The sequence below is a fragment of the Flavobacterium sp. Flavsp81 genome (assembly GCF_059491325.1).
On the sequence record NZ_CP168505.1, the window covers coordinates 3659808 to 3682429 of the forward strand.

Below are 22622 nucleotides of genomic sequence, written 5' to 3' on the forward strand. Positions count from 1 at the left end.
AGGAAATTATAGAATTGAAGGATAAAACAATTTAGTTTTAGTACTTTTGTAAAATAGAATTTTTCTAAATAAATTATGCTGGATATTCAAAAAATAAGAGCTGATTTTCCAATACTTTCTGAAAAAGTAAACGGAAAACCATTAGTATATTTCGACAATGGGGCAACTTCGCAGAAACCACAAATTGTGATTGATGCTATTGCGAAATATTATCAGGAAATAAACGCCAATATTCACCGTGGAGTTCATACGTTAAGTCAATTAGCGACAGATGCTTATGAAATTTCACGTGTAAAATTGCAACATCATATTAATGCCAAATTCGCACACGAAGTACTTTTTACTTCAGGAACTACGCACGGAATTAATTTAGTAGCAAATGGTTTTGCTTCTATTTTAAAGCCGGGAGATGAAATTTTGGTTTCTGCTTTGGAACATCACAGTAATATTGTGCCTTGGCAGATGTTATGTGAGAAAACAGGAGCTGTTCTTAAAGTTATTCCGATCAATGAAGAAGGGCAACTGATCATGAGTGTTTACGAATCTTTATTATCTGATAAAACTAAGATTGTTACGGTAAATCATATTTCGAATGCATTGGGTGTTATCAATCCTGTTAAAGAAATGATTGCAAAAGCACACGCTGTGGGAGCTGCTGTTTTAATTGATGGTGCACAGGCTGTTCCGCATTTAAAACCGGACGTTCAGGATTTAGACTGTGATTTTTATGCTTTTTCGGGGCATAAAATGTGCGGTCCAACCGGGACCGGGATTTTGTACGGAAAAGAAGAGTGGTTGAATAAATTGCCTCCATATCAGGGTGGTGGCGAAATGATTAAGGAAGTTACTTTCGAAAAAACTACTTATGCTGATTTGCCTCATAAATTTGAAGCCGGAACTCCAAATATCGCTGGTGGAATTGTTTTAGGAACAGCTGTCGACTATTTGAATGATATTGGTTTTGGGAATATTCAACTTCAGGAAAACAAACTTTTAGAACATGCCACAAAACGTCTTCTGGAAATTGAAGGCTTGAAAATTTACGGTACCGGAAAAAATAAAGCTTCAGTAGTTTCGTTTAATATCGATGGGATTCATCCGTATGATATTGGTTCCATAATTGACAAATTAGGAATTGCGGTTCGAACAGGACATCATTGCGCGCAGCCTATCATGAACTTCTTTTGTATTCCCGGAACCATTCGTGCGTCATTCTCTTTTTATAACACAAAAGAAGAAATTGATTTAATGGTTGAAGCCATTAAAAAAGCTAAAATCATGTTAAGCTAAAACCAAATATCTTATGCGAATATTATCTTTATTGTTGTTAACCATTTTTCTCGGAACAGGTTGTTCCAGTCAAAAAAAAGCAGATATGACATCTACACAAATTGAATATTCTGCTGTTTCAAGAGGACTGTATAAAAAGATTACGGTTCAAAACCAAACAGTATCTGTTACAACCGGAAGAGGTAAAGAAGCCGTTGAAAACAAAATAGATAATGCGAAATGGAATAAGATTGTATCCGAATTTGAAAAGATAAATTTAGAAAATATTCCAACTTTAAAAGCACCAACCGAAAAACGTTTTCATGATGGAGCTGCTATTGGGAATTTAAAAATAATTCAAAATCAAAAAACGTACGAAACTCAGGGTTTTGATAATGGTTTCCCTCCAAAGGAAATTGAAAAACTGGTAAGTTTGCTGACTGATTTTGTTAAAGAATAATTATGACAATTAAAGAAATACAAAACGAAATAATAGACGAATTCTCGATGTTTGATGATTGGATGCAGCGTTATGAGTACATCATCGAATTAGGAAAAAGTCTTCCGTTAATTAAGGAAGAATACAAAACAGACGAAAATTTAATCAAAGGCTGTCAATCGAAAGTTTGGCTGCAGGGTGAACAAAAAGATGATAAAATTGTGTTTACTGCAGACAGCGATGCTATTCTGACCAAAGGAATAATTGCGATTTTAATTCGTGCATTTTCTAATCAGAAAGCTGAAGATATTATAAATGCTGACACTCAGTTTATAGATGAAATTGGTTTAAAGGAACATTTATCAGCCACACGCGCAAACGGTTTGGTTTCGATGATTAAAAACATCAAAATGTATGCTTTGGCTTTTGACTCAAAAAATAAAAATTAAACTTCCGGTTTAAAGAAAAAACAAAACACAAAAATGGAACAAGTAATAGATACAAATGAATTAGGAGAATCAATCGTAAAAGTTTTAAAAAGTATTTACGATCCTGAGATTCCTGTAGATATTTATGAATTAGGATTGATTTACGACGTAATGGTAAACACTGATTATGAGGTAAAAATCTTAATGACATTAACGTCTCCAAACTGCCCGGTTGCGGAAAGTTTGCCAAGAGAAGTAGAAGAAAAAGTGAAAACAATTGAAAACATAAAAGATGTTGATGTAGAAATTACTTTTGACCCGCCATGGAGTAAAGATTTAATGAGTGAAGAAGCAAAATTAGAATTGGGAATGCTTTAAAAAAGGGTTCAGTAGTGAGTTTTTTAGTGTTCAGTTAGAAGCTGATCACTAAAAACTGATAACTGTTTACTGTAAAATTATGGAAGAAATAATTAATAAAGTTGCCAACAGTGCCTTGGAAGTATTTGATCTTGAGGATTATTATCCAAAAGGAATGCGTGTGCAAATTGATATTTCACAATGGCTTCTGGAGGGCTTTTTACTAAAAGAAAAAGATTTTAGAGAACATTTAAAAAATCACGACTGGTCACAATATCAGGATCAATATGTGGCTGTGCATTGCAGTACAGATGCAATTATTCCGACTTGGGCATTAATTTTAGTGAGTGTTCATTTGGCACCGTTTGCAAAAAAAGTGATTAACGGAACCATCGAAGACTTAGATGGAAGTCTCTATGAAGAAATCCTGAGTAAGATTGATTATTCTGAATACAAAAACAAACCTGTTATCGTAAAAGGATGTTCGAGAAAACCGGTTCCGATGCGCGCTTATATTTTAGCTGTAACATATTTGCAGCCCTTTGCAAGAAGTATTATGTATGGCGAAGCCTGTTCAGCAGTTCCTTTGTACAAAGAATCTAAGAAATAACGCACCTTTACAATCAATAAAACCTATAGAATTTAGTGGTTTTTAGTATATTTGTTAATACACTTAAACTAAATACCATGAGAAAGATATTCATATTACTCTTCGTTTTAGCAAATCTTACTTTTGTTCAGTCACAAAATTCCGAAAAGGAATTAATTCAAAATACAGAAAAAGCTGTAAAAAAAATCAATGATACTATTGAGGATGAAGACTGGAAAGCAAAAGGGGTTGTATCCCTTCTATTAAATCAATCAAGTTTCAATAACTGGGTTGCCGGAGGAGAAGACAGTTTTTCAGGAACTTTAGGAATCAATTATGATTTTAATTATAAAAAAGATGATGTAACCTGGGATAATAAAATACTTGCTTCTTATGGGCTTTTGCAGACTAAAAATTCTGATTTTGGAAAAAAAACCGACGACCGTTTAGAATTTAATTCAATTGTTGGAAAAAAAGCTTTTGGTGATTGGTATTATTCATACTTTTTAAATTTTAGAACTCAATTTACAACAGGCTACATATACGGTCAGGACGTAAACGGAAAAGAAGTCCGAACAGAAAATACCAAATTTATGTCTCCGGGTTATTTAACTACAGGCCCGGGAATCTATTGGTCAAAAGATGAGAATTTAAAAATAAACTTTGCGCCATTAACCTCAAAAATCACTTTTGTTGATGGTGCTTACACATCTGGTATCGATCAGGGAACAGGCTTGCCTTATATTGATGGGGACTATTTTGGAGTAGATGCAAATAAAACTATGCGATATGAATTAGGTTTTTATACCTCTGTTTATTACAAACTTGCTATTATGACCAATGTAACTGCTGAAAACACATTGAATTTATATTCTAATTATTTAGAAGATCCGCAGAACGTAGACATCAATTACTCCTTGAATATTATCATGAAAGTGAACAAATTTTTATCGGCAAATTTAGCTTTCCAGGCTATTTATGATGATAATGCTTTTCAAGGTCTTCAAACCAGAGAAGTTTTTGGTTTAGGAGTTAATTTCGGATTTTAATCATTAATTAGTTAGGAATAAAAAAACGGCTTTTGAAATTATCAAAAGCCGTTTTTTTATTCCTCTTCCTTCTCAATTGCATCCTTATAATCCGGATACAAGAATTTATTATAAGGAAATCTGGTAATATGAATTTGCCTTACTGCTTCATAAAGCCTTTCTCTGAATTCTTCAAAATTCTCTTTATTGACAGCCGAAATAAACAAAGCATTATCTTCGCCTAAACGATGCATCCAGGTTGTTTTCCATTCCTGAAGCGTATAATGTCTTGGTGTTTTTTCGGTCATTAAATCATCTTCATCAATGGTCAGATGTTTATAAGCATCAATTTTATTGAAAACCATAATTACCGGTTTTTCATGTGCTTTAATATCCTGCAAGGTTTGATTTACAGAGGCGATATGATCTTCGAATTCAGGATGTGAAATATCAACAATATGTAATAATAAATCGGCTTCACGAACTTCATCAAGCGTACTTTTAAAAGAATCTACCAATTGTGTTGGCAATTTTCTAATAAAACCAACCGTATCCGAAAGCAAAAAGGGCAGGTTTTTAATCACCACTTTACGAACAGTTGTATCTAATGTTGCGAATAATTTATTCTCAACAAAAACATCACTTTTACCAATCGCATTCATCAACGTGGATTTTCCAACATTGGTATAACCTACCAAAGCAACGCGCACCATGGCACCGCGATTGCTTCGTTGTACACCCATTTGCTTGTCGATAGTTTTGATTTTATCTTTTAGCAACGAAATTCTGTCACGTACAATACGCCTGTCGGTTTCGATCTCCGTTTCACCGGGACCACGCATACCAATACCTCCTTTTTGGCGTTCAAGGTGTGTCCATAAACCGGAAAGTCGTGGTAATAAATATTGGCACTGTGCCAGTTCAACCTGCGTTCTTGCATAAGATGTTTCGGCTCTTTGGGCAAAAATATCCAGAATCAAATTGGTTCTGTCCAGGATTTTACAATCTATAATTTTAGATATATTTTTTTGTTGTGAAGGCGTTAATTCATCATCAAAAATTAAAGTTGATATGTCATTTTCTTTTACATAAAGATTGATTTCATCTATTTTCCCAGTTCCAACAAAAGTCTTTGGATTAGGGCGTTCCATTTTTTGCGAAAAACGTTTAATAACTTCACCTCCTGCGGTAAAAGTCAAAAATTCTAATTCGTCTAAATATTCGTTTAATTTTTCCTCACTTTGATTCTGAGTTACAATACCAACAATAGCTGTTTTCTCAAAATTTATAACTTCTTTTTCTAACATATCTTTGAATAAGATTGCAAATTTAATGATTTGTAAACTACTACACTTATAGAATTTTGTTTTTAAGTTCTAAATAAATAATTTATTCTACAAAAAAAACCATTTAAAGATTTACATGAAATCTATAAATGGTTTTAAAAAAAAATAAACTGAAAACCTTTATTCGTAAATAAAAGTCTTTTCTGTTTTTACAATTCCGTTTTCCTCAATTTGAGAACAGGATATCGGGAAATTTAATTTATTGTATTTATACTTTTTACTTATAGCAACCAAAGCTGCCGAAGAAGGGCTGAAATTCATTTCATTATTATATGAAATATCCTCAAAGCTAAATTCATCTTCATGATAGGAAATCATTGGTACAATTACTTTATAATTATCTCCAAAAAGATTTTGAACAATTAATGATGCTACCGATTTTTTATCATCAAAAGTATATGTTTTAGAAATTTTATCCCCAACCAGTCCTCTGTGTTTTGATACATTATCATTCACATAGACATATTCAATTTTACCAATAATTGCTTTGTTTCTATCACGTGAAGTACGTCTTACAATGATGCCATTCTCAACAATATATTCAATATCTTCCAGTATATTTTGGTGATTTGTACTTTTCTTTGTTATTGCTTTTATTCTGGCTCCATCGTAACCAAAAGTTACTGTTTTGGTAATATAGTCATTGCCTTCGTGGTACTTATTTACAAATTTTGTAATATTGTTATCAGCATCATAAGTATAATTGCTCACTTCTTTCCAGTCGCTCCCAACTTTTTCTTTCACGGTCATATCCAATAATCCATTTTTATTATAAAAGAATTTCTGAATAACATCTGAAGTTGTGATGGTTTCTATTTTTCCTTCTTTAAATACAACGGTTTTGTTTACAATTTCACCGTCTTTAGAATTCTGGTAATTTGTTTTTACAATATTAATTTGTTTTAATCGGACCGGATTATCCTGACTATGCAATAAGGATGGTAAAACCACCATCATGATGGCAAAAAAGTAGATTTTTTTCATAAGAATTTCAATTGATTTGGGATGACCAAAATACAAAATTCTGTCAAATCTTAATAGTTTAACGCTGAAAAAGTAATAACTAGATTTTTAATAATTTTAAATACTGTAAATCAGATAGTTGTGTTATTTGTGTGTTTTATTTTTCACCAAACATTTTCACATCGTCAACCATAAACGCTCCATTAAGTGTCTTATCTTTTCCTGATCCTGTATATTTAAATGCAATATTGATATTTCCTGAATAAGCAGATAAATCAATTCCTCCCGAACTAATAAATTCACGTGTGGGCGTAGAAAGTGAGGCTACCTTAGCATTTAATTTTATCCATGTAGCTTTGGTCAAATTTGATCCGTCAAAATTGGTTGAAATATAAATTTCCAGCGTATTCAAAGGCGAATCAACTTTTAAGTCATGTTGTGCGCTTCTAAACGACAGTATGGTATTTTTATAGTCAGTTAAATTAATTTTCGGAGAAACCAGCCAGGCAATATTTTGCGCAGCTGTTGTACTTGTGGTATTAAACTCTGCATAACCGTTTCCGGCAGAAACCATACTTCTCCATAATTTTGATGCCTTTTCTACGATATTACTCCATCCTGGTAATGCAAAATTGACATTGTTTGTAACAGATTGAAAATCTTCTGTAAAAAAAGGAATATTTCTTTTTCCACCCATTACAACATCTTTTTCCGAGCGAATCATCAATTGATAATCTGAACCAAACTTGGTTAAAATCCCACGGACTTTTCCACTTCCTTCAGGAATTAAACTTCCTGAAAAATCTGCAAAACTGCTGGTTCTAAAAATGACTTGATTACCGGATTTATCCCTTAAATTCCAATTAGTCGACCCTCCTACATTATTATTTTCTTCAAAATAATGACGGCCAATTGCGGATTCTGAAAATTGAACCCCAGATAATTCAATTAAGGTATTCAGGTTGCTTTCATCCAAAGCTTCTTCAATCGTAATCTGATTGACTAATTTCTTTTCATCAATCATCTTACAAGAAGCATTTAATACTTTTTTGTAATCATTTTGAGAAATTCTTCCTACCGAAGCTGTTCCTGAATTACCTTCATACAGACTTCCAAGTCGCATTCCTCCATAAAATAAATCGGTAAATTGATCTTTTAATTTGATATAAACTTTATTTCCGATACGATAATCTACATACATATTTGTTGCATCTACCGAAACACTGAATCCAATGGCAGATTTGTTTTCAGTCGCTAAAGTCTGTAGATATAGGGTCTTGAAAAAATTCCCATTTTCATCACTTGAAACGACGTAAGCTTCAATAATATCGTCATAAACATATTTTGTTGCAGTTATAGTTGCGGTTTTTAGAACGTCTTCAACAGCTCTGTTGGCAGTTAAATCAGGTTGTGTACATTCTAATTTTGGAATGGCAGCATCTTCATTACAATTGCAAAAAAGTAGCAGGAACAATAAAACGAAGAGACATTTATAGTTGTTTTTCATAGAAAATAGTTTTATAAATTGATATTTAGGTTTACGAAATAAGTTCTTCCGTATCCATAAAAATATTTTGAGCCAAAAGAAGGAGTCCCACTGGAAACATCCTGATTTAACGCTCTGAAATTTGAATTTCTTGCCTGTTCAAAACCGCCTGTTTTATAGACAGCATCCAGAACATTATTGATGCTTGCAAAAAGTCCGATTGTTTTACCGTATAGCCTCCAGGATTTTCCGCCAATAACATTTAATAAAGAAACAGGATTTAGTTTTTCCTGTTTTAATAATACTTTTGCCCGCTCTTCTGTAGCTTCCGGAAAATTGAAGCCATTTGCAGGATTTGTATAAAACCGGGATGTTCTCGAAATAGCCGATACAGCAACATAACTATTCGAAATATAATTGATGTTAGCAGAAACCCACCAAAATTTAGGATCACGATATTCCATTCCAAATGAAAAGGCTTGTTGAGGCATTCCGGATTGTTTATAATTTTTCAGCAATGAATTTCCAAAATCAAAAGTCGTTTCTGTATCGGCAATAGCTGCATTTGCATCATTGGTTATTGATACATTAGGATTACTATTATAGGTATAATTTCCATAGGCTATAGCTGCATTAGTTTTAAGCGTAGATGAAATTTGATATTCGAAACTCAACTCTCCACCTATGTTTTTCTTGTCTAAATCGGTTAGTGTCTGACTCACAAAAGCATCTGTATTGTCATATCCTGCCCCGTCATCAAAAATTCCTTCTGCATAAAAAAAAGAAGTTTCAGTGGCATTTTTTATTAAGGAATAATAACCTGTAATCCGCATTTTTAGTTTTGGGGAATGATAAACATAATTTGCTTCGGCAGCACTTATATTTTCATTTTCTATTTTATCAACTACAGAATTATTCAAGCGGGAATTTGAGAACGTATTTCGAAGTGAAGGTGCACGTGTAAGATGCATTCCGTTAAAAAACAGCCATTGTTGCCCTGAAATTTTATAAGTCAGTCCGCCTTTAAATCCAAAATTCTCAAAATTCATTTTTTGGCTTTTGCCGAAAGAATTTGCCGGATAAATTCCGTTTTGATACAATCCTTCCCTTTGATATTTTGAAGTTGAAAAAGAATTACCCAAATAGAAATCTATTTTTCTATAAGAAAATCTGAACTGTGTGAAAGCATCTGCTGCAGTTGCATAATAATTAAAATTATAACCATAAGTATCACCAACTTTTACCTGTCGATCCGGATTTTTTAAATCTGATTGTGATTGATCTGCTTTGTAAAAGGAATCGATATCCTCAAAATATTCACCGCCTAACAGATCTAAAACATTTTGAAAATTATGAGATTTTAAATTTCTAAATGTTGCTCCGCCATTAAAAAATATATTTTCTGTGAGTTGTGTACTGAGATTTGAATTTATGGTAAAAGTTTTGTCATCAGTTCTGTCTTCGTATTGAATATAATGACTTTTCGAAGGTTCATATCCTGTAATAATTCCTTCATCATTTACGATTGGTTTTTGATTGGCTCTATACATTGCTTCCCAATTAAGCTGGGAATTTTCTAAAAACAAGGTTTTACTTTTCTCTGCATTTTCATAATCAGGTGTGAATTTTCCTGAAAATTCTCCGTCGTCAGATGCATAAAGAGAACTAAAATAACTGGGTAATTTTTTGTAGTAAGTCGGGTCAGGACTGTCCGCATTTTGATAATCTATAGTACTGTTTCCTACTTTTCCAAATTGATACATTACACTCGAATTGAGATTTGTCCTGTCATTTATTTTAAAATAATGATTAAGCATAAATAAAGGCTCAACTGTATTTTTGATTCTGGCATTTCGTTTTTCCCCATTCTGGAAACCCCAATACGAGTTGTATTTTGCTGTTTTTAACTGGGTAACTTCATCTGTATTTGGAGAGTTTTTTCCTCGCGAATTTGGAGTATAAAAACTTGTAAAATTTAAGGAATGCTTGTCGCTTAATTTTTTTTCGACACTCATAAAAAAAGAATTTGCATCATAATTTGTTCCTTCAAAATAGCCTTCGTCTGCCCGGCGTTTTCCGGCTGAAATAACATAAGCCCATCCCGACTCATTCATTCCTGAAGCATAAGTAGCCATCATTCTCCAATTATAGTTGGTATTACTTCCTGAGAAAGATATTCGGGCTCCTTTTCTATAAACAGAGGCCCGGGTATGAATTTGCTGTGTACCTAATATACCGCCAAAAGTATAATCTGAAGGTGCTGCTCCAATCGAAAACTCCTGATTTCTGAGAACATCATTCAGTCCTCCCCAGTTATTCCATTGTGGTCTGCCATCATAAATTTTATTCATTATCACACCATTGAGCATCATGGCAGCATTTTCACTATCTAAACCACGAACCCGAAATCTGGCCTGACCCCAATTGAAGGCAGCTGCCTGTAAAAAAGCATCTTTTGAAGATTGTAGAAGTCCGGAAGTGTTTTCAGAGGAGCTATTGTTATCTTCCAGATCACTTTCCAATAGAGAAATTATTGTAGCCTGAACGTTTTCTGATTGGTCTTCTTCTAATAATAAGATTCCCAGATTTACTTTTTTATCCAAATTGGGATTTATTTTTAAGAGTAGATCTTTATAACCCTGACTATGTATTAAAAGTAATTGTTCGCTATTGATGGATGAATGTAATTCGAAAGTTCCATCTTTTTTTGTGAGCTGCATCAAAGCTGAATTTTGAATACTCACCACAATATTTTCTATTGGTTTTTGAGTTTTACTATCAATGATTTGGCCTGAAAAAATAGTTTCCTGTTGTGAAAAAGCAATTTTGAAAGTTAAGAGTAATATAAGAACCAGATATTTTTGTTGCATGAATTAAAAACCGCATTTGTTAAAAAAAACCCTTTTCTTTATTTTAAGAAAAGGGTGTAAATAGTTTTTGACTGAATTTTTGAATCTCAAAAAAGTTCAGTTAAAAAATCAAACCGGGTTTTGGAAAAAAAATGTTTGAAAAGCAGAAATCGTGGTATTAGAAATTTTCAAACAAAATAATAATTTGAATAGTGTGAATTGTATTACAAAGGTAGTGTAAAAAAACTTTTTATTTGTTTTTACTTGTTAAAATGTGCATTAAAATTCATAATAATTCTGCATAAAACTGTAACACAACTGATTAAACCAAATTTTTTTGAATAAACGGAGAAGATTAATACTTAAAATAATCTTACAAATTAAAAAGAATTATGATTAGTTGGATATTTTTATTTTAGAAACCATGAAGGCAATCAAAACCCCAAATATCCCGATAAAAGCGAAAGAAAACTGAAGTCCGAAAGTTTGTGCAATATATCCAATTACAGGAGGTCCCATAAGAAAACCAAGAAAACTAATGCTGGAAACTATCGTTAAAGCCTCACCGGCAGAAGTCGTCGGATTTTTTCCTGCAACACTATAAACAGTAGGAACAATAGTTGAAACTCCTAAACCGACTAACATAAAGGCTAATGTACAAGGAATTATAAAAGGAAAAATAACAGCAGTGAAAAGCCCGACAGAAATCATACATCCACTGATTTGCATGACACGTATCCGGCCAAATTTATTATTCAGGGCGTCACCTATAAAACGTCCACCGGCCATCATGATCATAAATGAGGTATATCCAAGAATTACCAAAGCTCCGGGTGCTTTTATTATTTCTTTAAAATAAATACCACTCCAGTCAAACATAACACCTTCACTGGCCATACTGCAAAATCCGATTATTCCAAGCCAGATTAAGGAGCTGTCCGGTTTAGTAAATAATTTTTTGCCTTCTTTTTTTGATTTAATTTTTTCTTTGGCTTTGACCAAAAAATTAAAATTAAAAGCAATCATTACAAAAACAATTGCACCTACAATTAGAAAATGATGAAAGGGCGTTAAATGCAAAGCTAACATTCCTAATCCTGCCAAGGCACCTGTAAATCCTGCAAAACTCCACAGGCCATGAAAAGAAGACATGATATTTTTTTTGAAAAGTATTTCAGTATAAACGCCTTGCGTATTAACAGCAATGTTTGCTAAATTTCCAAATAATCCAAAAGTAAATAATCCTAAAGAAAGTTGTAATGTACTCGTTGCCAGGCCTAAATTAGTCAAACTGAAAACATACATTATTAAGGAAAAAATTAGAATACGATGACTTCCGAATTTGGTTACCATTTTACCCGAAAAAGGCATAATAATTAGCTGGCCAACCGGTAAGGCAAAAAGCACAGAACCTAATTCGCCTTCGCTTAAATGTAATGCTGTTTTAATATCCGGAATTCTGCTTGCCCAAGAGGCAAAACTTAAACCCATTCCAAAATAAAACACACCAACAGCAAAACGTACACGGTTTAAATAAGATGCTTTTGCATCTCGATATACTTTTTTGATCTTTCCTTTGGTCTGGAAAAGAGCTAATGGATTGAAATTTATCACAGAAATGTTTTGTAGAATTTGCAGATGCAAAAATACTAAATTCCTACTTTATAGTTTAGCAAACCATTGATTGTTACTAAATATACAACGTTATTGTTTATAAATTGTAAATACAATATAGATTTTACTCTAAATTAATTCGTTGCGTGTAATTATTTCAACACATAGAAACATAAATTTTGTAAACTTAAAAGTAGGCGTTTTCACTTAGTTTAAAACACACATAGCTGCCTATGTAAAAGAAATATATTTCTTTTTTGCATTCTTTTTTAATAAAATCTATGTTTCTACCTGCACTGAGCGGAGTCAAAGTGTGTTAAACAAAATTTATAAATTAATTACTTTTTGTTGTGCATTACTGGTAATGGCAGCTTCAATAATCTGCATCACTTTTATGCCATCCTGAGCTGTGACGGGCTCTGGTTTGTTATTTGCAATAGCCTCGTAAACACCATTAAAATAGTCAAAATAATTGCCCTGAAGCGTTTTGATTTTTTCGCGGACCGGCTTTCCGTCAATTTCTGTGTGCAAAAGCCCTTCAAAACCGTCTAATTCTGTTCCCCATGATTCAAGGTTTGGTTTTTTACCGATTTTAAGTTCATCTTCCTGAACATCGCCGCGAGGTTTCAAAAAAGATCCTTTTTTACCGTGAATTGTATAGGCTGGATTTGCTTCTCTGACAAAGAAACTGGCTTTTAGACGTATTCTGAAATCTTCATAAATCAATACTAAATCGATCCAGTCATCGACCAAAGAATTTTCTCTGGTATAGCGGATATCTCCAAAAACTGACTTTGGAGAACCAAACAAGCAAACAGCCTGATCAATTAAATGTGGACCTAAATCTTTTAAAATTCCTGCCCCGTCATTAGCTGTTTCTTTATGTGATTTTGGGCTTAAAACCGGATTATATCTGTCAAAATGAAATTCGGCTTCGACCAAATCTCCCAGGACTCCTTCGTTGATTATTTTCTGAACTGTTTTAAAATCACTGTCCCAACGTCTGTTCTGAAAAACAGCTAGTTTTAATCCTTTTACTTTTGCAATGGCTGCCAATTCCTCGGCTTGGGCAAGAGTAGAGGTAAAAGCTTTTTCGACAACAGCATGTTTTCCTGCGAGAAGTACTTTTTTAGCATATTCGTAATGGGTGTCAACAGGAGTATTTACAATCACCAAATCGACATCGTCAGCCAGTAATTCATCAATTGACGCATAGCTTTTTACGGTTGGATAATCTTCCCGGATTAATTTTTTGCTTCTTTCCCAGGAGCCTAATAATTCAAAACCCGGATGCAGGTCTAAAAAAGGAGCATGAAAAACTTTCCCTGACATTCCGTATGATAATAGTGCTGTTTTAATTTTTTGCATTTTGTATAATATTTAGTTTTTTGCCACAGATTATTATGATTAGAATAATTTCAAAAGATGTGGCCACAAATTACACGAATTATCACAAATCATTGAGCTTAAAAATCGACTATAACAATTTGCGAAAATTAGTGAAATTCGTGGCGAAAAAAGCTTTTTAATCTATGAAATCTGTAGTAAATAATTATCGTGTTTTAGCTCGCTCATATTGTTTCGGCCATTGAATGTCATCGTTTAAATCCCTGGCGAAATCCAAAGGCAAGTTAGGATTTCTAAGTGATTCTCTGGCAAACAAAACCAAATCGGCCTGACCATTGCTTAAAATAGTTTCTGCTTGTATGGCATGCGTAATCAAACCAACTGCTCCGGTTAAAACGGCAGCTTCCTTTTTAATTTTCTCTGCAAACGGAACCTGATAATTTGGTTGTAACGGAATTTGCTGATGCGAAACTAATCCGCCTGATGAAACATCAATTAAATCTACTCCTTTTTCTTTTAAAATTGCCGAAAGTTTTACGGATTCTTCAGGATTCCATCCGCCTTCTGCCCAGTCTGTTGCCGAAATCCGAACAAATAATGGCAAATCTGAAGGCCATTCTGATTGCACCGCTTCTGTAATTTCTAAGGTAAAACGGATTCGGTTTTCGAAACTTCCGCCATATTCATCGGTTCTTATATTCGTTAAAGGAGATAAAAACTGGTGCAATAAATATCCATGCGCGGCATGAATTTCCATAACCTGATAACCTGCTTCGACGGCTCTTTTGGTCGCAGATTTAAAATCGAAAATTACTTTTTGAATTCCGTTTTTATCTAAAGCTTCCGGAAGAAATGGCTCTTCCTCATGATACGGGATCGCACTTGGAGCAACTGTCTGCCATCCTATATTTGATTGGTCTAACTTTTTATTGCCCAGCCATGGAGCCGAAACACTTGCTTTTCGTCCCGCATGTGCCAACTGAATTCCGGGAATCGCATTTTGGGAAACAATAAATTCGTTGATTGTTTTTAATTTTTGAATGTGTTCGTCTTTCCAGATTCCAAGATCGGCAGGAGAAATTCGGGCTTCAGGAGAAACTGCTGTAGCTTCCTGAATAATTAAACCAGCGCCACCACTCGCACGGCTTCCTAAATGAACCAGATGCCAGTCATTGGCGAATCCGTCGACAGCAGAATACTGGCACATAGGCGAAATAACGATTCTGTTTTTTAAAGTGATTTTTTTTATAGTAAGTGGGGAAAATAATAATGAAGCCATAATAATGTAACTTTTAATGTATTTGAGCTACCAATTGGATAGGATAGCGTTTAAAAAGTAAAGTTACAGTATCTGGTTAAAAGTAGAAATCCAAATGTTTATTAATTAACAAACATTTAAAACCTTATGTGTTATATTGCACTGTCAAATTAAAATAGAAACGTTACTTTTGTGCGTTAAATTACGAACTAAAAATACAAAATGGATATAGTTATCAAGCTCTCTCAATTTCTATTGAGTTTATCATTACTTATTATTCTTCACGAATTAGGACATTTTATTCCTGCAAAATTATTTAAAACCAGAGTCGAAAAATTTTACTTATTTTTTGATGTTAAATATTCACTGTTAAAAAAGAAAATTGGTGAAACAGAATACGGAATTGGCTGGCTGCCACTTGGAGGTTATGTAAAAATCTCCGGAATGATCGACGAAAGTATGGACAAAGAGCAAATGGCCCTGCCTCCACAGCCTTGGGAATTTCGTTCAAAACCGGCATGGCAGCGTTTGATTATTATGCTGGGCGGTGTTACAGTAAACTTTATTCTGGCGTTTATTATTTATATCGGAATGGCGTTTGCTTATGGAGACACCTATGTAGCAAATTCTGATTTGAAAGACGGTGTTTATATTGAGAATCCTGCTATGCTTAAAGCTGGTTTTAGAACTGGTGATAAAATTATTTCTATTGATGGTAAAAAAGTAGAGAATTTTGATAGCGACATGAACATGAACGTTATCATGGCAAAACACATTTTAATTGAAAGAAACGGACAACAACACACCATCAATATCCCGAATGATTTTGTTGACCAATTATCAAAACACGAAAAAGGAGTACTTGTAGGTATCAGAATGCCTTTTGTTGTGAGTAAAGTTTCAGAAGAGTCAGTAAATACTTCTTTGAAGCCAAAAGATTTAATTGTAAGCCTTAATGGTCAAAAAGTAAAATACTATGATGAGGCAAAAGTTATTTTAGAAGCTAATAAAGGAAAAACAATTCCAGCTGTTGTATTACGTAATTTAAAAGAAACTCCTATTACTGTAAAGATTTCTGAAGCAGGGAAATTAGGGATTGGAGTTGGAGGTTTAGATATAAAATCATTAGAGAAATTAGGATATTATAAAGTAAGTACGAAAGAATACAGCTTTTTCGAATCTATTCCGGTTGGAATTGAAAAAGGAAAAGACCAGTTGGTTGGGTACGGAAAACAATTGAAAATGATTTTTAATCCCGAAACAAAAGCATACAAACAAGTAGGCGGTTTTGCAGCTATTTTTAACATTTTTCCGAATACCTGGAGTTGGGAAGCTTTTTGGACAATCACTGCTTTGTTGTCAATTATGTTAGGTGTAATGAATTTATTACCGATTCCGGCACTAGACGGAGGTCACGTAATGTTTTTATTGTATGAAATAATCAGTGGTAGAAAACCAAGTGATAAATTCCTTGAAAACGCCCAAATGGTTGGTTTCGTTCTACTTATCGCACTGCTTTTGTTTGCTAACGGAAACGATATTTACAAGGCAATTATCAAGTAGTAAAAATAATTTTTAAAAAGAGTTAAAATATTTTTGAGAAATTAAAAAATCAACTATATTTGCACTCGCTAAAAAGAGCAACAACTTCCTCCTTAGCTCAGTTGGTTAGAGCATCTGACTGTTAATCAGAGGGTCCTTGGTTCGAGCCCAAGAGGGGGAGCAAACTTTTTTTAGCAAACATATTTACCTTTAAGGTGATTCCTTCTTAGCTCAGTTGGTTAGAGCATCTGACTGTTAATCAGAGGGTCCTTGGTTCGAGCCCAAGAGAGGGAGCTTATTAAAAAGACTATCATGAAAATGATGGTTTTTTTTTTGCGGTAAAGCCAAGTAAAATTAATTTCTATCATGTACTATGGAACTTTTTGTATTATATATTACTAGAAATTAATTCCAAAAAAGGATTCCCGATTGAAATCAGTAAATCAATTTTCTTTGGATGGTGACTTAATAGCTTTGTATGAATCTGCATCAGAAGCATCAAGAATAACAGGGATTTCAAAAACTTGTATAACTAGGTGTTGTAGAGGGGAAAGAGAACAGACAAATGGATTTCTTTGGGAATATATCTAAAATTAAAGGCGGTCTAGAAAACCGCCTTTTTTATTAAATAAAATATTAAAACAAATTTACAAAGAACTTTTTTAAATTTTCCCATCTTGAAAATGACATAGGCAATTCTTCCTCAATCATCAATTCTTCCTCAATCGGACAACTTTTAAAATTCTTTTCGGAATAAAACTTCTTTTTATTCTTTTTATCTGCCTTTCTATTATAATCAATCTCATGCTTACTCCACTTAGATGCATGTATGATTTTATTTTCAACTATCCAATAATGTGATTGACATTCAAAACTCCAATTACCTATTGAAGGATTTAGAGAAATTGCTTCGCCATTATAAGTAAACTCCCAATCTGTAGGTGAAAAAGGAGTTATTACTTCATTACCACATCCACAAACACATTTATGAATTGCCGTTCCATATTCCATGGACACATACAACGTCATGTTTTCAATTACCTCTGGTATTGATTTTACAAATTTATACTCTAGTGTCTCCATTAATCAATTCTGCTACATTTATAGAATAAGTACTATGATACTCGTCAATAAGATCTTCATAAAAACCACACAATTTCTTCCATTTTATTACTGCTAGACCCGCATTTAATAAATTCAAGTCAGCAATTTGAATATTTGTAGCATATTCATTAATATCGGTATCAACAGACGGAATTCTTTTTTCTAGATGATCTTTATTTTCAGGAGTTCCAACCGTAGTCCTAACAATTCCAATAAGTTTATCATCTACCAATTGAACACCTAACCCAACATCCACGAATGAAACATTCATATTAAGCAACTCTGCAATAATTTCATTTCTAGCTGAATTTCTATCAATGCAAATAAACACATATGACATGTCTTCTAAGATATGTACATTATCCTTGCTTATATAATTAACATGAGGAACAATTCCTTTACGCATTTTTGAATAGATCTCGGCAAAATAGATTACTTTTTTCTTTCCTTCATTAAGCTCTTCAATCGAAGGTGCACCTGGAGATCGAAAAGCATTATGTTGTGAAAAATCGTCGGCATCAAAAAGATGAATTTCTGAAACTTTTGTTTTAGCTACTAAATCTAAAATATATGAACCAGTTCCTCCTAATCCAATTATAGCTATTTTTTGATTTACTAACTTTTCATTTACTGCAAAAATATTAGCCCTGCTTGAATTCGTGTCAAAATAATTAAAAACACTTATTGGATCATTGTCAACAAAAGGCTTAAATGTATTGGCAGTGACAGAACCGTTTAAAGATTTAGCGGGAGCCGAAATAAGTTGAATGTACCTTAAAAATTTTTCATAGTAATCATCGTAATTACCTTTGGCTGGTTTACTTGAAAAATAATGATTACCAATCATTCCTTCAAATAAAAGTTGATTTGGACTACTATTAATAATCTCATTCATTATTACACCATCCTTATGACATGGATGTTCACCCATAAAATGCATAGTGTGATCAGGAGGTCTTGATGCCAATGTTGGAGAAGCAAGACTTAAAGGACAAATCAAAATCCCTAATTTAACTTCCTTCTTTACATTTACATATGGTATGTGGTGGATACATATGTACCCACCTTTTATTTCTAATTCATACCCTTCATCTCTAAGCTTTTTTAAATCTAGACTAAGATTTATCAGTTGGTGTAGCATTGAATATCATTTTATTAATTACATAAACTACATCACCTTTAGCCATTTCTCCCCTAGGATTCTGTTTCGGTCCTTTTACGTACGTGACAGTATACGCTTTATTTCCATCATTTGAATTACCTTCTGCAAGTGCAACAACTTCTTCAAAAGTTATTGTTCTTTTTCCCCATGATTTATCTCTTGAGTTTACAATAATTACGAAATTTTGGTCATGCTTTTTAGAAAAGAACTTTTCCTTACCCGGTCTAGCTAAATCTACAATTTCATCATCAGTGATAAAATCGTCTTCATATCCTTCCTTTAAATCAAGAAACAAATCATCTTCAGGGTTAATTTTACCTAATTCACGAATTTGTATGCCTCTTATAAATTGTTTATACCAAACAAAAGGTACTTCATTAATTGTAAAGTGGAGTTTCTTCTTGACAAAGAAATACTCTGTATCAGGTCTTGCAAGATTTACAGATTTATCATTCTCTATTAGCTCATCATTATATGGTTTTGCTATAGAAAGATATAGTTCTGTATCCAGTGGAATACCTTTAAGCTCTTTTAGCTCAGCTCCCGTTTTATATTGGTCATAAGTTTCGAAGTCCTCACCTTCGATAATAAATTTAAGAGGAGTTTTTAATTTTTGAGCATCTTTTGCTCCGCTATTATTTTCCATGTTTATGGGTATTAAATTTTTAAAACAAGTAAATTGTATCGCTTATCATTTCGGCGATAATAATTGAAAAATCAACACTTTGACTACTGAATAAATTGCTTGTTTTAATTTTTTAATTACACAAAACAGGAAAAAACACTATTTTAAGATGCATTTCATCGAAATTAACTTAAAAAACTTGTATAATCTTTTTGAAGAAGTTACTTTTGAATTTCCACGTAGAAAAATAACTTCAGAAGCTAAGCAGGCTACTGTTTACTTCAAAAAGATTTTACAAGTCAGGTGATTTTTCTCCTGACTTTTTTTATTTTAATAAATGTTAAAACTGTTATCAAATTTGTAAACTATATTTTCCATTTTACAGATATTTTTAATTTATAAATAAGTTACCAGTTCACAGATATTCAAAGGTAATTAAAATAAACAAAAACACTACCTATGTCTTTTCAACAATTAATACAAGTTGTTAACAAATAATATTGTATTATTGTCTTTTATTATTATCTTTATATATACATAACAACAAAAACTACAATCATTTATTTATGGCAGAACAAATTCTACATCCTGGCGTATTACTAAGTAACATGTTGGATAAAAAGGGTTTGAGTCAAAGAGAATTAGCTTCAAGACTTGATATTGCTCATTCTTTACTTAGCAACATATTAAATAGCAATCGACCTATTAATATGAAACTTGCTATCTCTCTCGAAGCAATTAATTTTGGTACAGCTGATTTTTGGCTCACAAAACAAATGGAGTATGAACTTAATCTTGCTAAAAATGACAAAGAAATTATTAAAAAGCAAGAAGCTATTAAAACATGGAATCAAATAGAAAATTTAATTCCTATCTCTTATTTTAAAAAACTTAATATCTTAAAAACTGATTTCGAAGAAAATATTAATTTGATTTTTAAAATGTATGGCGCATCAGATTTAAATACACTAGAAAGTAATATAAATGGTTATTCCTTTAATAATTATAGAAAGTCATCTAAGTTTAAAGAAAATCGAAATAATGTCATTGCTTGGTCACATCTCGCAGAATTTCAAGCAAAACTTGAAAAAGTTAATGAATTTGATATTACAAAAGAAAATGAATTAGTTGAGGAGCTAAAGAAATGTTTTTTCAAAAACAATGATACTATATCAAAAACCAAATCTATATTAAAAAAACATGGTGTAAAGTTTTTAATATTAGACAGGCCTTCGCAAACACCTGTAGATGGGAAATCATTTATGTCTGGAGATAATCCTGCAATTACACTAAGTTTGAAATATAATAGATTGGATAATTTCGCTTACAATATTATGCATGAACTTGGCCATGTTTACAGGCATTTAACAAATGAAAAATATAAAAATGTAAATTTTTTCACAAATGCGCCTAATATAGAAAAAGAGGAATTTGAAGCGGATGAATTTGCCAGAAACAATTTAATCAATTTAAATGATTGGTATGAGTTTATTTCCACTCACGATGAATTTGATGACGATTCAATTTTGAAGTTTTCAAAAAAAATTAAAGTACACCCGGGAATTATAAGAGGAAGAGTGTGTTTTGAAAATCCGGATTATTATCGAAAAAGAACTGTAATTACTGCTTTAAATGTATTAAAATAAAACAATAAAACAATAAAACAATAAAACAAATTAAAGTATTAATATTACTAGTATAACCGTCCTTGGTTCGAGCCCAAGAGGGGGAGTTTGTTAAAAAGACTATCATGCAAATGATGGTCTTTTTTTTGTTTATGGAATTATCCTGAATTTGTAATACGAGTTTAAAACAAAAAAATAGTGGATTGGTGAAAAGGAAAATAGTTAAAACCAAAAAAACCTCTTCCGTTAAGAAGAGGTTTTTGTACCCGGAGCCGGAGTCGAACCGGCACGGTTTCCCACAGGTGTTTGAGACCAGCGCGTCTACCAATTCCGCCATCCGGGCTTAGCAGACGAAAAAACAACTAATAAATCAGTTATTTTAACGCAATAGAATGAAGTCATAAATGGCGTCATTCCTTTAACACGGTGCAAATGTAAAAAATTAAATTAAATGTTCTACTAAAAATACTTAAATTTTTCCTTTCAGTGTCCAATAAATTTTCTAAATTTGCACCTCGTTAAAACGAAGCACACACAACTAACTACACCCGAGGCAATTATATGTATTTTGCTTTACCGAAAATGGTGAAGCCGAATTGTACGAAGTGCAGCGGAGCAAAAACAACAAATTATAATGTCGCACCTAGAACCAGAAGCTAAAATTTTTGCTTGTTCACAAAGTGTTTATCTTGCAGAAAAAATTGCCGAACAATACGGGATTCCGTTAGGTAAAGTAACGATGTCAACGTATAGTGATGGAGAATTTCAGCCATCTTACGAAGAGTCAATCAGAGGATTACGCGTTTTTATCGTGTGTTCAACTTTTCCAACTGCTGATAATTTGATGGAATTGTTACTAATGATTGATGCGGCAAAACGTGCATCAGCAAGACATATTACAGCTGTTATGCCATACTTTGGTTGGGCAAGACAGGACAGAAAAGACAAACCAAGAGTTCCGATTGGAGCTAAGTTAGTAGCTAATTTATTAGATGCTGCCGGAGCGACAAGAGTAATGACAATGGATTTGCACGCAGATCAAATTCAGGGGTTTTTCGAAAAACCGGTAGATCATTTATTTGCATCAACCATCTTTTTACCATACGTAGAAAGTTTAGGACTGGAAAATTTAACTATTGCATCTCCGGATATGGGAGGTTCAAAAAGAGCATATGCTTACTCTAAGTTTTTAGAATCAGATGTAGTAATCTGTTACAAACAAAGAAAAGCAGCCAACGTTATCGACACTATGGAGCTGATTGGTGAAGTAAAAGGACGTAACGTAATATTAGTAGACGACATGATCGATACTGGTGGAACATTAGCGAAAGCAGCAGATTTAATGATCGAAAAAGGAGCATTAAGCGTTAGAGCAATTTGTACACACGCTATCTTATCAGGTGGAGCTTACGAAAAAATTGAGAATTCGAAATTAAGCGAATTAATCGTAACCGATTCAATCCCATTAAAGAAAGAATCAAAGAAAATCAGAGTCGTGAGTTGTGCACCTCTTTTTGCCGAGGTTATGCACATGGTGCACCACAACAATTCCATTAGTGGGAAATTTATAATGTAATAAGCAGTAAGCTTT

General features: G+C 33.0%; 20 protein-coding genes and 3 tRNA genes. 12 read left to right on the forward strand and 11 right to left on the reverse strand.

Annotation, left to right across the window (positions count from 1 at the left end):
- The first annotated feature begins 75 nt into the window (after positions 1-75).
- From ACEN92_RS15305 to ACEN92_RS15330, 6 genes are all read left to right on the forward strand, one after another.
- Positions 76-1290 carry an aminotransferase class V-fold PLP-dependent enzyme gene (locus tag ACEN92_RS15305; RefSeq protein ID WP_495639216.1) on the forward strand — a complete coding sequence of 405 codons (1215 nt, stop codon included), beginning with the start codon at positions 76-78 and terminating at the stop codon, positions 1288-1290.
- A gap of 13 nt (positions 1291-1303) precedes the next feature.
- Entirely contained in the window at positions 1304-1729 is a 426-nt protein-coding gene (locus ACEN92_RS15310) for a hypothetical protein (RefSeq protein ID WP_495639217.1), read from the forward strand.
- A 2-nt stretch (positions 1730-1731) separates the two neighbouring features.
- A complete protein-coding gene (locus ACEN92_RS15315) occupies positions 1732-2157 on the forward strand; it encodes a SufE family protein (protein WP_007808614.1) in 426 nt (141 codons plus the stop codon).
- A gap of 33 nt (positions 2158-2190) precedes the next feature.
- Positions 2191-2514 carry an SUF system Fe-S cluster assembly protein gene (locus ACEN92_RS15320; protein ID WP_495639218.1) on the forward strand — a complete coding sequence of 108 codons (324 nt, stop codon included), beginning with the start codon at positions 2191-2193 and terminating at the stop codon, positions 2512-2514.
- Between the two features lie 79 nt (positions 2515-2593).
- Positions 2594-3103 (forward strand): DUF2480 family protein, encoded by a 510-nt coding sequence (locus tag ACEN92_RS15325; RefSeq protein WP_495639219.1) that lies wholly within the window; start codon positions 2594-2596, stop codon positions 3101-3103.
- 77 nt (positions 3104-3180) lie between these two features.
- On the forward strand, positions 3181-4131 hold the full coding sequence (locus ACEN92_RS15330; protein WP_495639220.1) for a DUF3078 domain-containing protein: 951 nt from the start codon (positions 3181-3183) through the stop codon (positions 4129-4131).
- Positions 4132-4187: 56 nt separating this feature from the next.
- On the opposite strand, the gene hflX is transcribed toward ACEN92_RS15330, so the two are convergent.
- The 7 genes from hflX to ACEN92_RS15365 all read right to left on the reverse strand — a co-directional run bounded on the left by hflX (position 4188) and on the right by ACEN92_RS15365 (position 14994).
- Positions 4188-5417 (reverse strand): GTPase HflX, encoded by a 1230-nt coding sequence (hflX, locus tag ACEN92_RS15335; protein ID WP_495639221.1) that lies wholly within the window; start codon positions 5415-5417, stop codon positions 4188-4190.
- 159 nt (positions 5418-5576) lie between these two features.
- Entirely contained in the window at positions 5577-6440 is an 864-nt protein-coding gene (locus ACEN92_RS15340) for a hypothetical protein (protein ID WP_495639222.1), read from the reverse strand.
- A gap of 136 nt (positions 6441-6576) precedes the next feature.
- On the reverse strand, positions 6577-7926 hold the full coding sequence (locus tag ACEN92_RS15345) for a DUF5689 domain-containing protein (RefSeq protein ID WP_495639223.1): 1350 nt from the start codon (positions 7924-7926) through the stop codon (positions 6577-6579).
- Between the two features lie 11 nt (positions 7927-7937).
- Positions 7938-10775 carry a carboxypeptidase-like regulatory domain-containing protein gene (locus ACEN92_RS15350; protein WP_495639224.1) on the reverse strand — a complete coding sequence of 946 codons (2838 nt, stop codon included), beginning with the start codon at positions 10773-10775 and terminating at the stop codon, positions 7938-7940.
- 375 nt (positions 10776-11150) lie between these two features.
- On the reverse strand, positions 11151-12368 hold the full coding sequence (locus ACEN92_RS15355) for an MFS transporter (protein ID WP_495639225.1): 1218 nt from the start codon (positions 12366-12368) through the stop codon (positions 11151-11153).
- Positions 12369-12695: 327 nt separating this feature from the next.
- On the reverse strand, positions 12696-13736 hold the full coding sequence (locus ACEN92_RS15360) for a Gfo/Idh/MocA family oxidoreductase (RefSeq protein WP_495639226.1): 1041 nt from the start codon (positions 13734-13736) through the stop codon (positions 12696-12698).
- Positions 13737-13920: 184 nt separating this feature from the next.
- Complete coding sequence (locus tag ACEN92_RS15365; protein WP_495639227.1) at positions 13921-14994, reverse strand: NADH:flavin oxidoreductase/NADH oxidase; 1074 nt, start codon at positions 14992-14994, stop codon at positions 13921-13923.
- A gap of 201 nt (positions 14995-15195) precedes the next feature.
- On the opposite strand from ACEN92_RS15365, the gene rseP reads away from it, so the two are divergent.
- From rseP to ACEN92_RS15385, 4 genes are all read left to right on the forward strand, one after another.
- A complete protein-coding gene (gene rseP / locus ACEN92_RS15370; RefSeq protein WP_495639228.1) occupies positions 15196-16536 on the forward strand; it encodes an RIP metalloprotease RseP in 1341 nt (446 codons plus the stop codon).
- Between the two features lie 86 nt (positions 16537-16622).
- Positions 16623-16696: transfer RNA gene (locus ACEN92_RS15375), tRNA-Asn, on the forward strand.
- A gap of 39 nt (positions 16697-16735) precedes the next feature.
- A tRNA-Asn gene (locus ACEN92_RS15380) sits at positions 16736-16809 on the forward strand.
- Between the two features lie 135 nt (positions 16810-16944).
- Positions 16945-17106: an NUMOD1 domain-containing DNA-binding protein gene (locus ACEN92_RS15385; RefSeq protein ID WP_495639229.1), complete on the forward strand. Its 162-nt coding sequence runs from the start codon at positions 16945-16947 to the stop codon at positions 17104-17106.
- 45 nt (positions 17107-17151) lie between these two features.
- On the opposite strand, the gene ACEN92_RS15390 is transcribed toward ACEN92_RS15385, so the two are convergent.
- From ACEN92_RS15390 to ACEN92_RS15400, 3 genes are read right to left on the reverse strand one after another with little or no spacing between them, the layout of a single operon-like run.
- Positions 17152-17598 carry a ubiquitination-like system serine protease family protein gene (locus ACEN92_RS15390; RefSeq protein ID WP_495639230.1) on the reverse strand — a complete coding sequence of 149 codons (447 nt, stop codon included), beginning with the start codon at positions 17596-17598 and terminating at the stop codon, positions 17152-17154.
- Positions 17579-18760 (reverse strand): ThiF family adenylyltransferase, encoded by a 1182-nt coding sequence (locus ACEN92_RS15395; RefSeq protein ID WP_495639231.1) that lies wholly within the window; start codon positions 18758-18760, stop codon positions 17579-17581. Before ACEN92_RS15395 ends, ACEN92_RS15390 begins: the two co-directional genes overlap by 20 nt.
- Positions 18735-19427: a multiubiquitin domain-containing protein gene (locus ACEN92_RS15400; protein WP_495639232.1), complete on the reverse strand. Its 693-nt coding sequence runs from the start codon at positions 19425-19427 to the stop codon at positions 18735-18737. Before ACEN92_RS15400 ends, ACEN92_RS15395 begins: the two co-directional genes overlap by 26 nt.
- Positions 19428-19972: 545 nt before the next feature.
- Between ACEN92_RS15400 and ACEN92_RS15405 the strand changes: the two genes are divergently transcribed.
- The gene (locus ACEN92_RS15405; RefSeq protein WP_495639233.1) at positions 19973-21052 is read left to right on the forward strand and encodes a HigA family addiction module antitoxin; all 1080 of its coding nucleotides are present in this window, start codon (positions 19973-19975) and stop codon (positions 21050-21052) included.
- Positions 21053-21294: 242 nt separating this feature from the next.
- On the opposite strand, the gene ACEN92_RS15410 is transcribed toward ACEN92_RS15405, so the two are convergent.
- Positions 21295-21374, reverse strand: a tRNA-Leu gene (locus tag ACEN92_RS15410).
- Positions 21375-21665: 291 nt separating this feature from the next.
- Between ACEN92_RS15410 and ACEN92_RS15415 the strand changes: the two genes are divergently transcribed.
- A complete protein-coding gene (locus ACEN92_RS15415; protein WP_007808646.1) occupies positions 21666-22607 on the forward strand; it encodes a ribose-phosphate pyrophosphokinase in 942 nt (313 codons plus the stop codon).
- The last annotated feature ends 15 nt before the right edge of the window (positions 22608-22622 follow it).

What these genes read in the sequence shown, in the direction of transcription:
- ACEN92_RS15305 (WP_495639216.1), top strand. Translation starts at nt 76, where the DNA reads ATGCTGGATATTCAAAAAATAAGAGCTGATTTTCCAATACTTTCTGAA.
- ACEN92_RS15310 (WP_495639217.1), top strand. Translation starts at nt 1,304, where the DNA reads ATGCGAATATTATCTTTATTGTTGTTAACCATTTTTCTCGGAACAGGT.
- ACEN92_RS15315 (WP_007808614.1), top strand. Translation starts at nt 1,732, where the DNA reads ATGACAATTAAAGAAATACAAAACGAAATAATAGACGAATTCTCGATG.
- ACEN92_RS15320 (WP_495639218.1), top strand. Translation starts at nt 2,191, where the DNA reads ATGGAACAAGTAATAGATACAAATGAATTAGGAGAATCAATCGTAAAA.
- ACEN92_RS15325 (WP_495639219.1), top strand. Translation starts at nt 2,594, where the DNA reads ATGGAAGAAATAATTAATAAAGTTGCCAACAGTGCCTTGGAAGTATTT.
- ACEN92_RS15330 (WP_495639220.1), top strand. Translation starts at nt 3,181, where the DNA reads ATGAGAAAGATATTCATATTACTCTTCGTTTTAGCAAATCTTACTTTT.
- hflX (WP_495639221.1), bottom strand. Translation starts at nt 5,417, where the DNA reads ATGTTAGAAAAAGAAGTTATAAATTTTGAGAAAACAGCTATTGTTGGT.
- ACEN92_RS15340 (WP_495639222.1), bottom strand. Translation starts at nt 6,440, where the DNA reads ATGAAAAAAATCTACTTTTTTGCCATCATGATGGTGGTTTTACCATCC.
- ACEN92_RS15345 (WP_495639223.1), bottom strand. Translation starts at nt 7,926, where the DNA reads ATGAAAAACAACTATAAATGTCTCTTCGTTTTATTGTTCCTGCTACTT.
- ACEN92_RS15350 (WP_495639224.1), bottom strand. Translation starts at nt 10,775, where the DNA reads ATGCAACAAAAATATCTGGTTCTTATATTACTCTTAACTTTCAAAATT.
- ACEN92_RS15360 (WP_495639226.1), bottom strand. Translation starts at nt 13,736, where the DNA reads ATGCAAAAAATTAAAACAGCACTATTATCATACGGAATGTCAGGGAAA.
- ACEN92_RS15365 (WP_495639227.1), bottom strand. Translation starts at nt 14,994, where the DNA reads ATGGCTTCATTATTATTTTCCCCACTTACTATAAAAAAAATCACTTTA.
- rseP (WP_495639228.1), top strand. Translation starts at nt 15,196, where the DNA reads ATGGATATAGTTATCAAGCTCTCTCAATTTCTATTGAGTTTATCATTA.
- ACEN92_RS15390 (WP_495639230.1), bottom strand. Translation starts at nt 17,598, where the DNA reads ATGGAGACACTAGAGTATAAATTTGTAAAATCAATACCAGAGGTAATT.
- ACEN92_RS15395 (WP_495639231.1), bottom strand. Translation starts at nt 18,760, where the DNA reads ATGCTACACCAACTGATAAATCTTAGTCTAGATTTAAAAAAGCTTAGA.
- ACEN92_RS15400 (WP_495639232.1), bottom strand. Translation starts at nt 19,427, where the DNA reads ATGGAAAATAATAGCGGAGCAAAAGATGCTCAAAAATTAAAAACTCCT.
- ACEN92_RS15405 (WP_495639233.1), top strand. Translation starts at nt 19,973, where the DNA reads ATGGCAGAACAAATTCTACATCCTGGCGTATTACTAAGTAACATGTTG.
- ACEN92_RS15415 (WP_007808646.1), top strand. Translation starts at nt 21,666, where the DNA reads ATGTCGCACCTAGAACCAGAAGCTAAAATTTTTGCTTGTTCACAAAGT.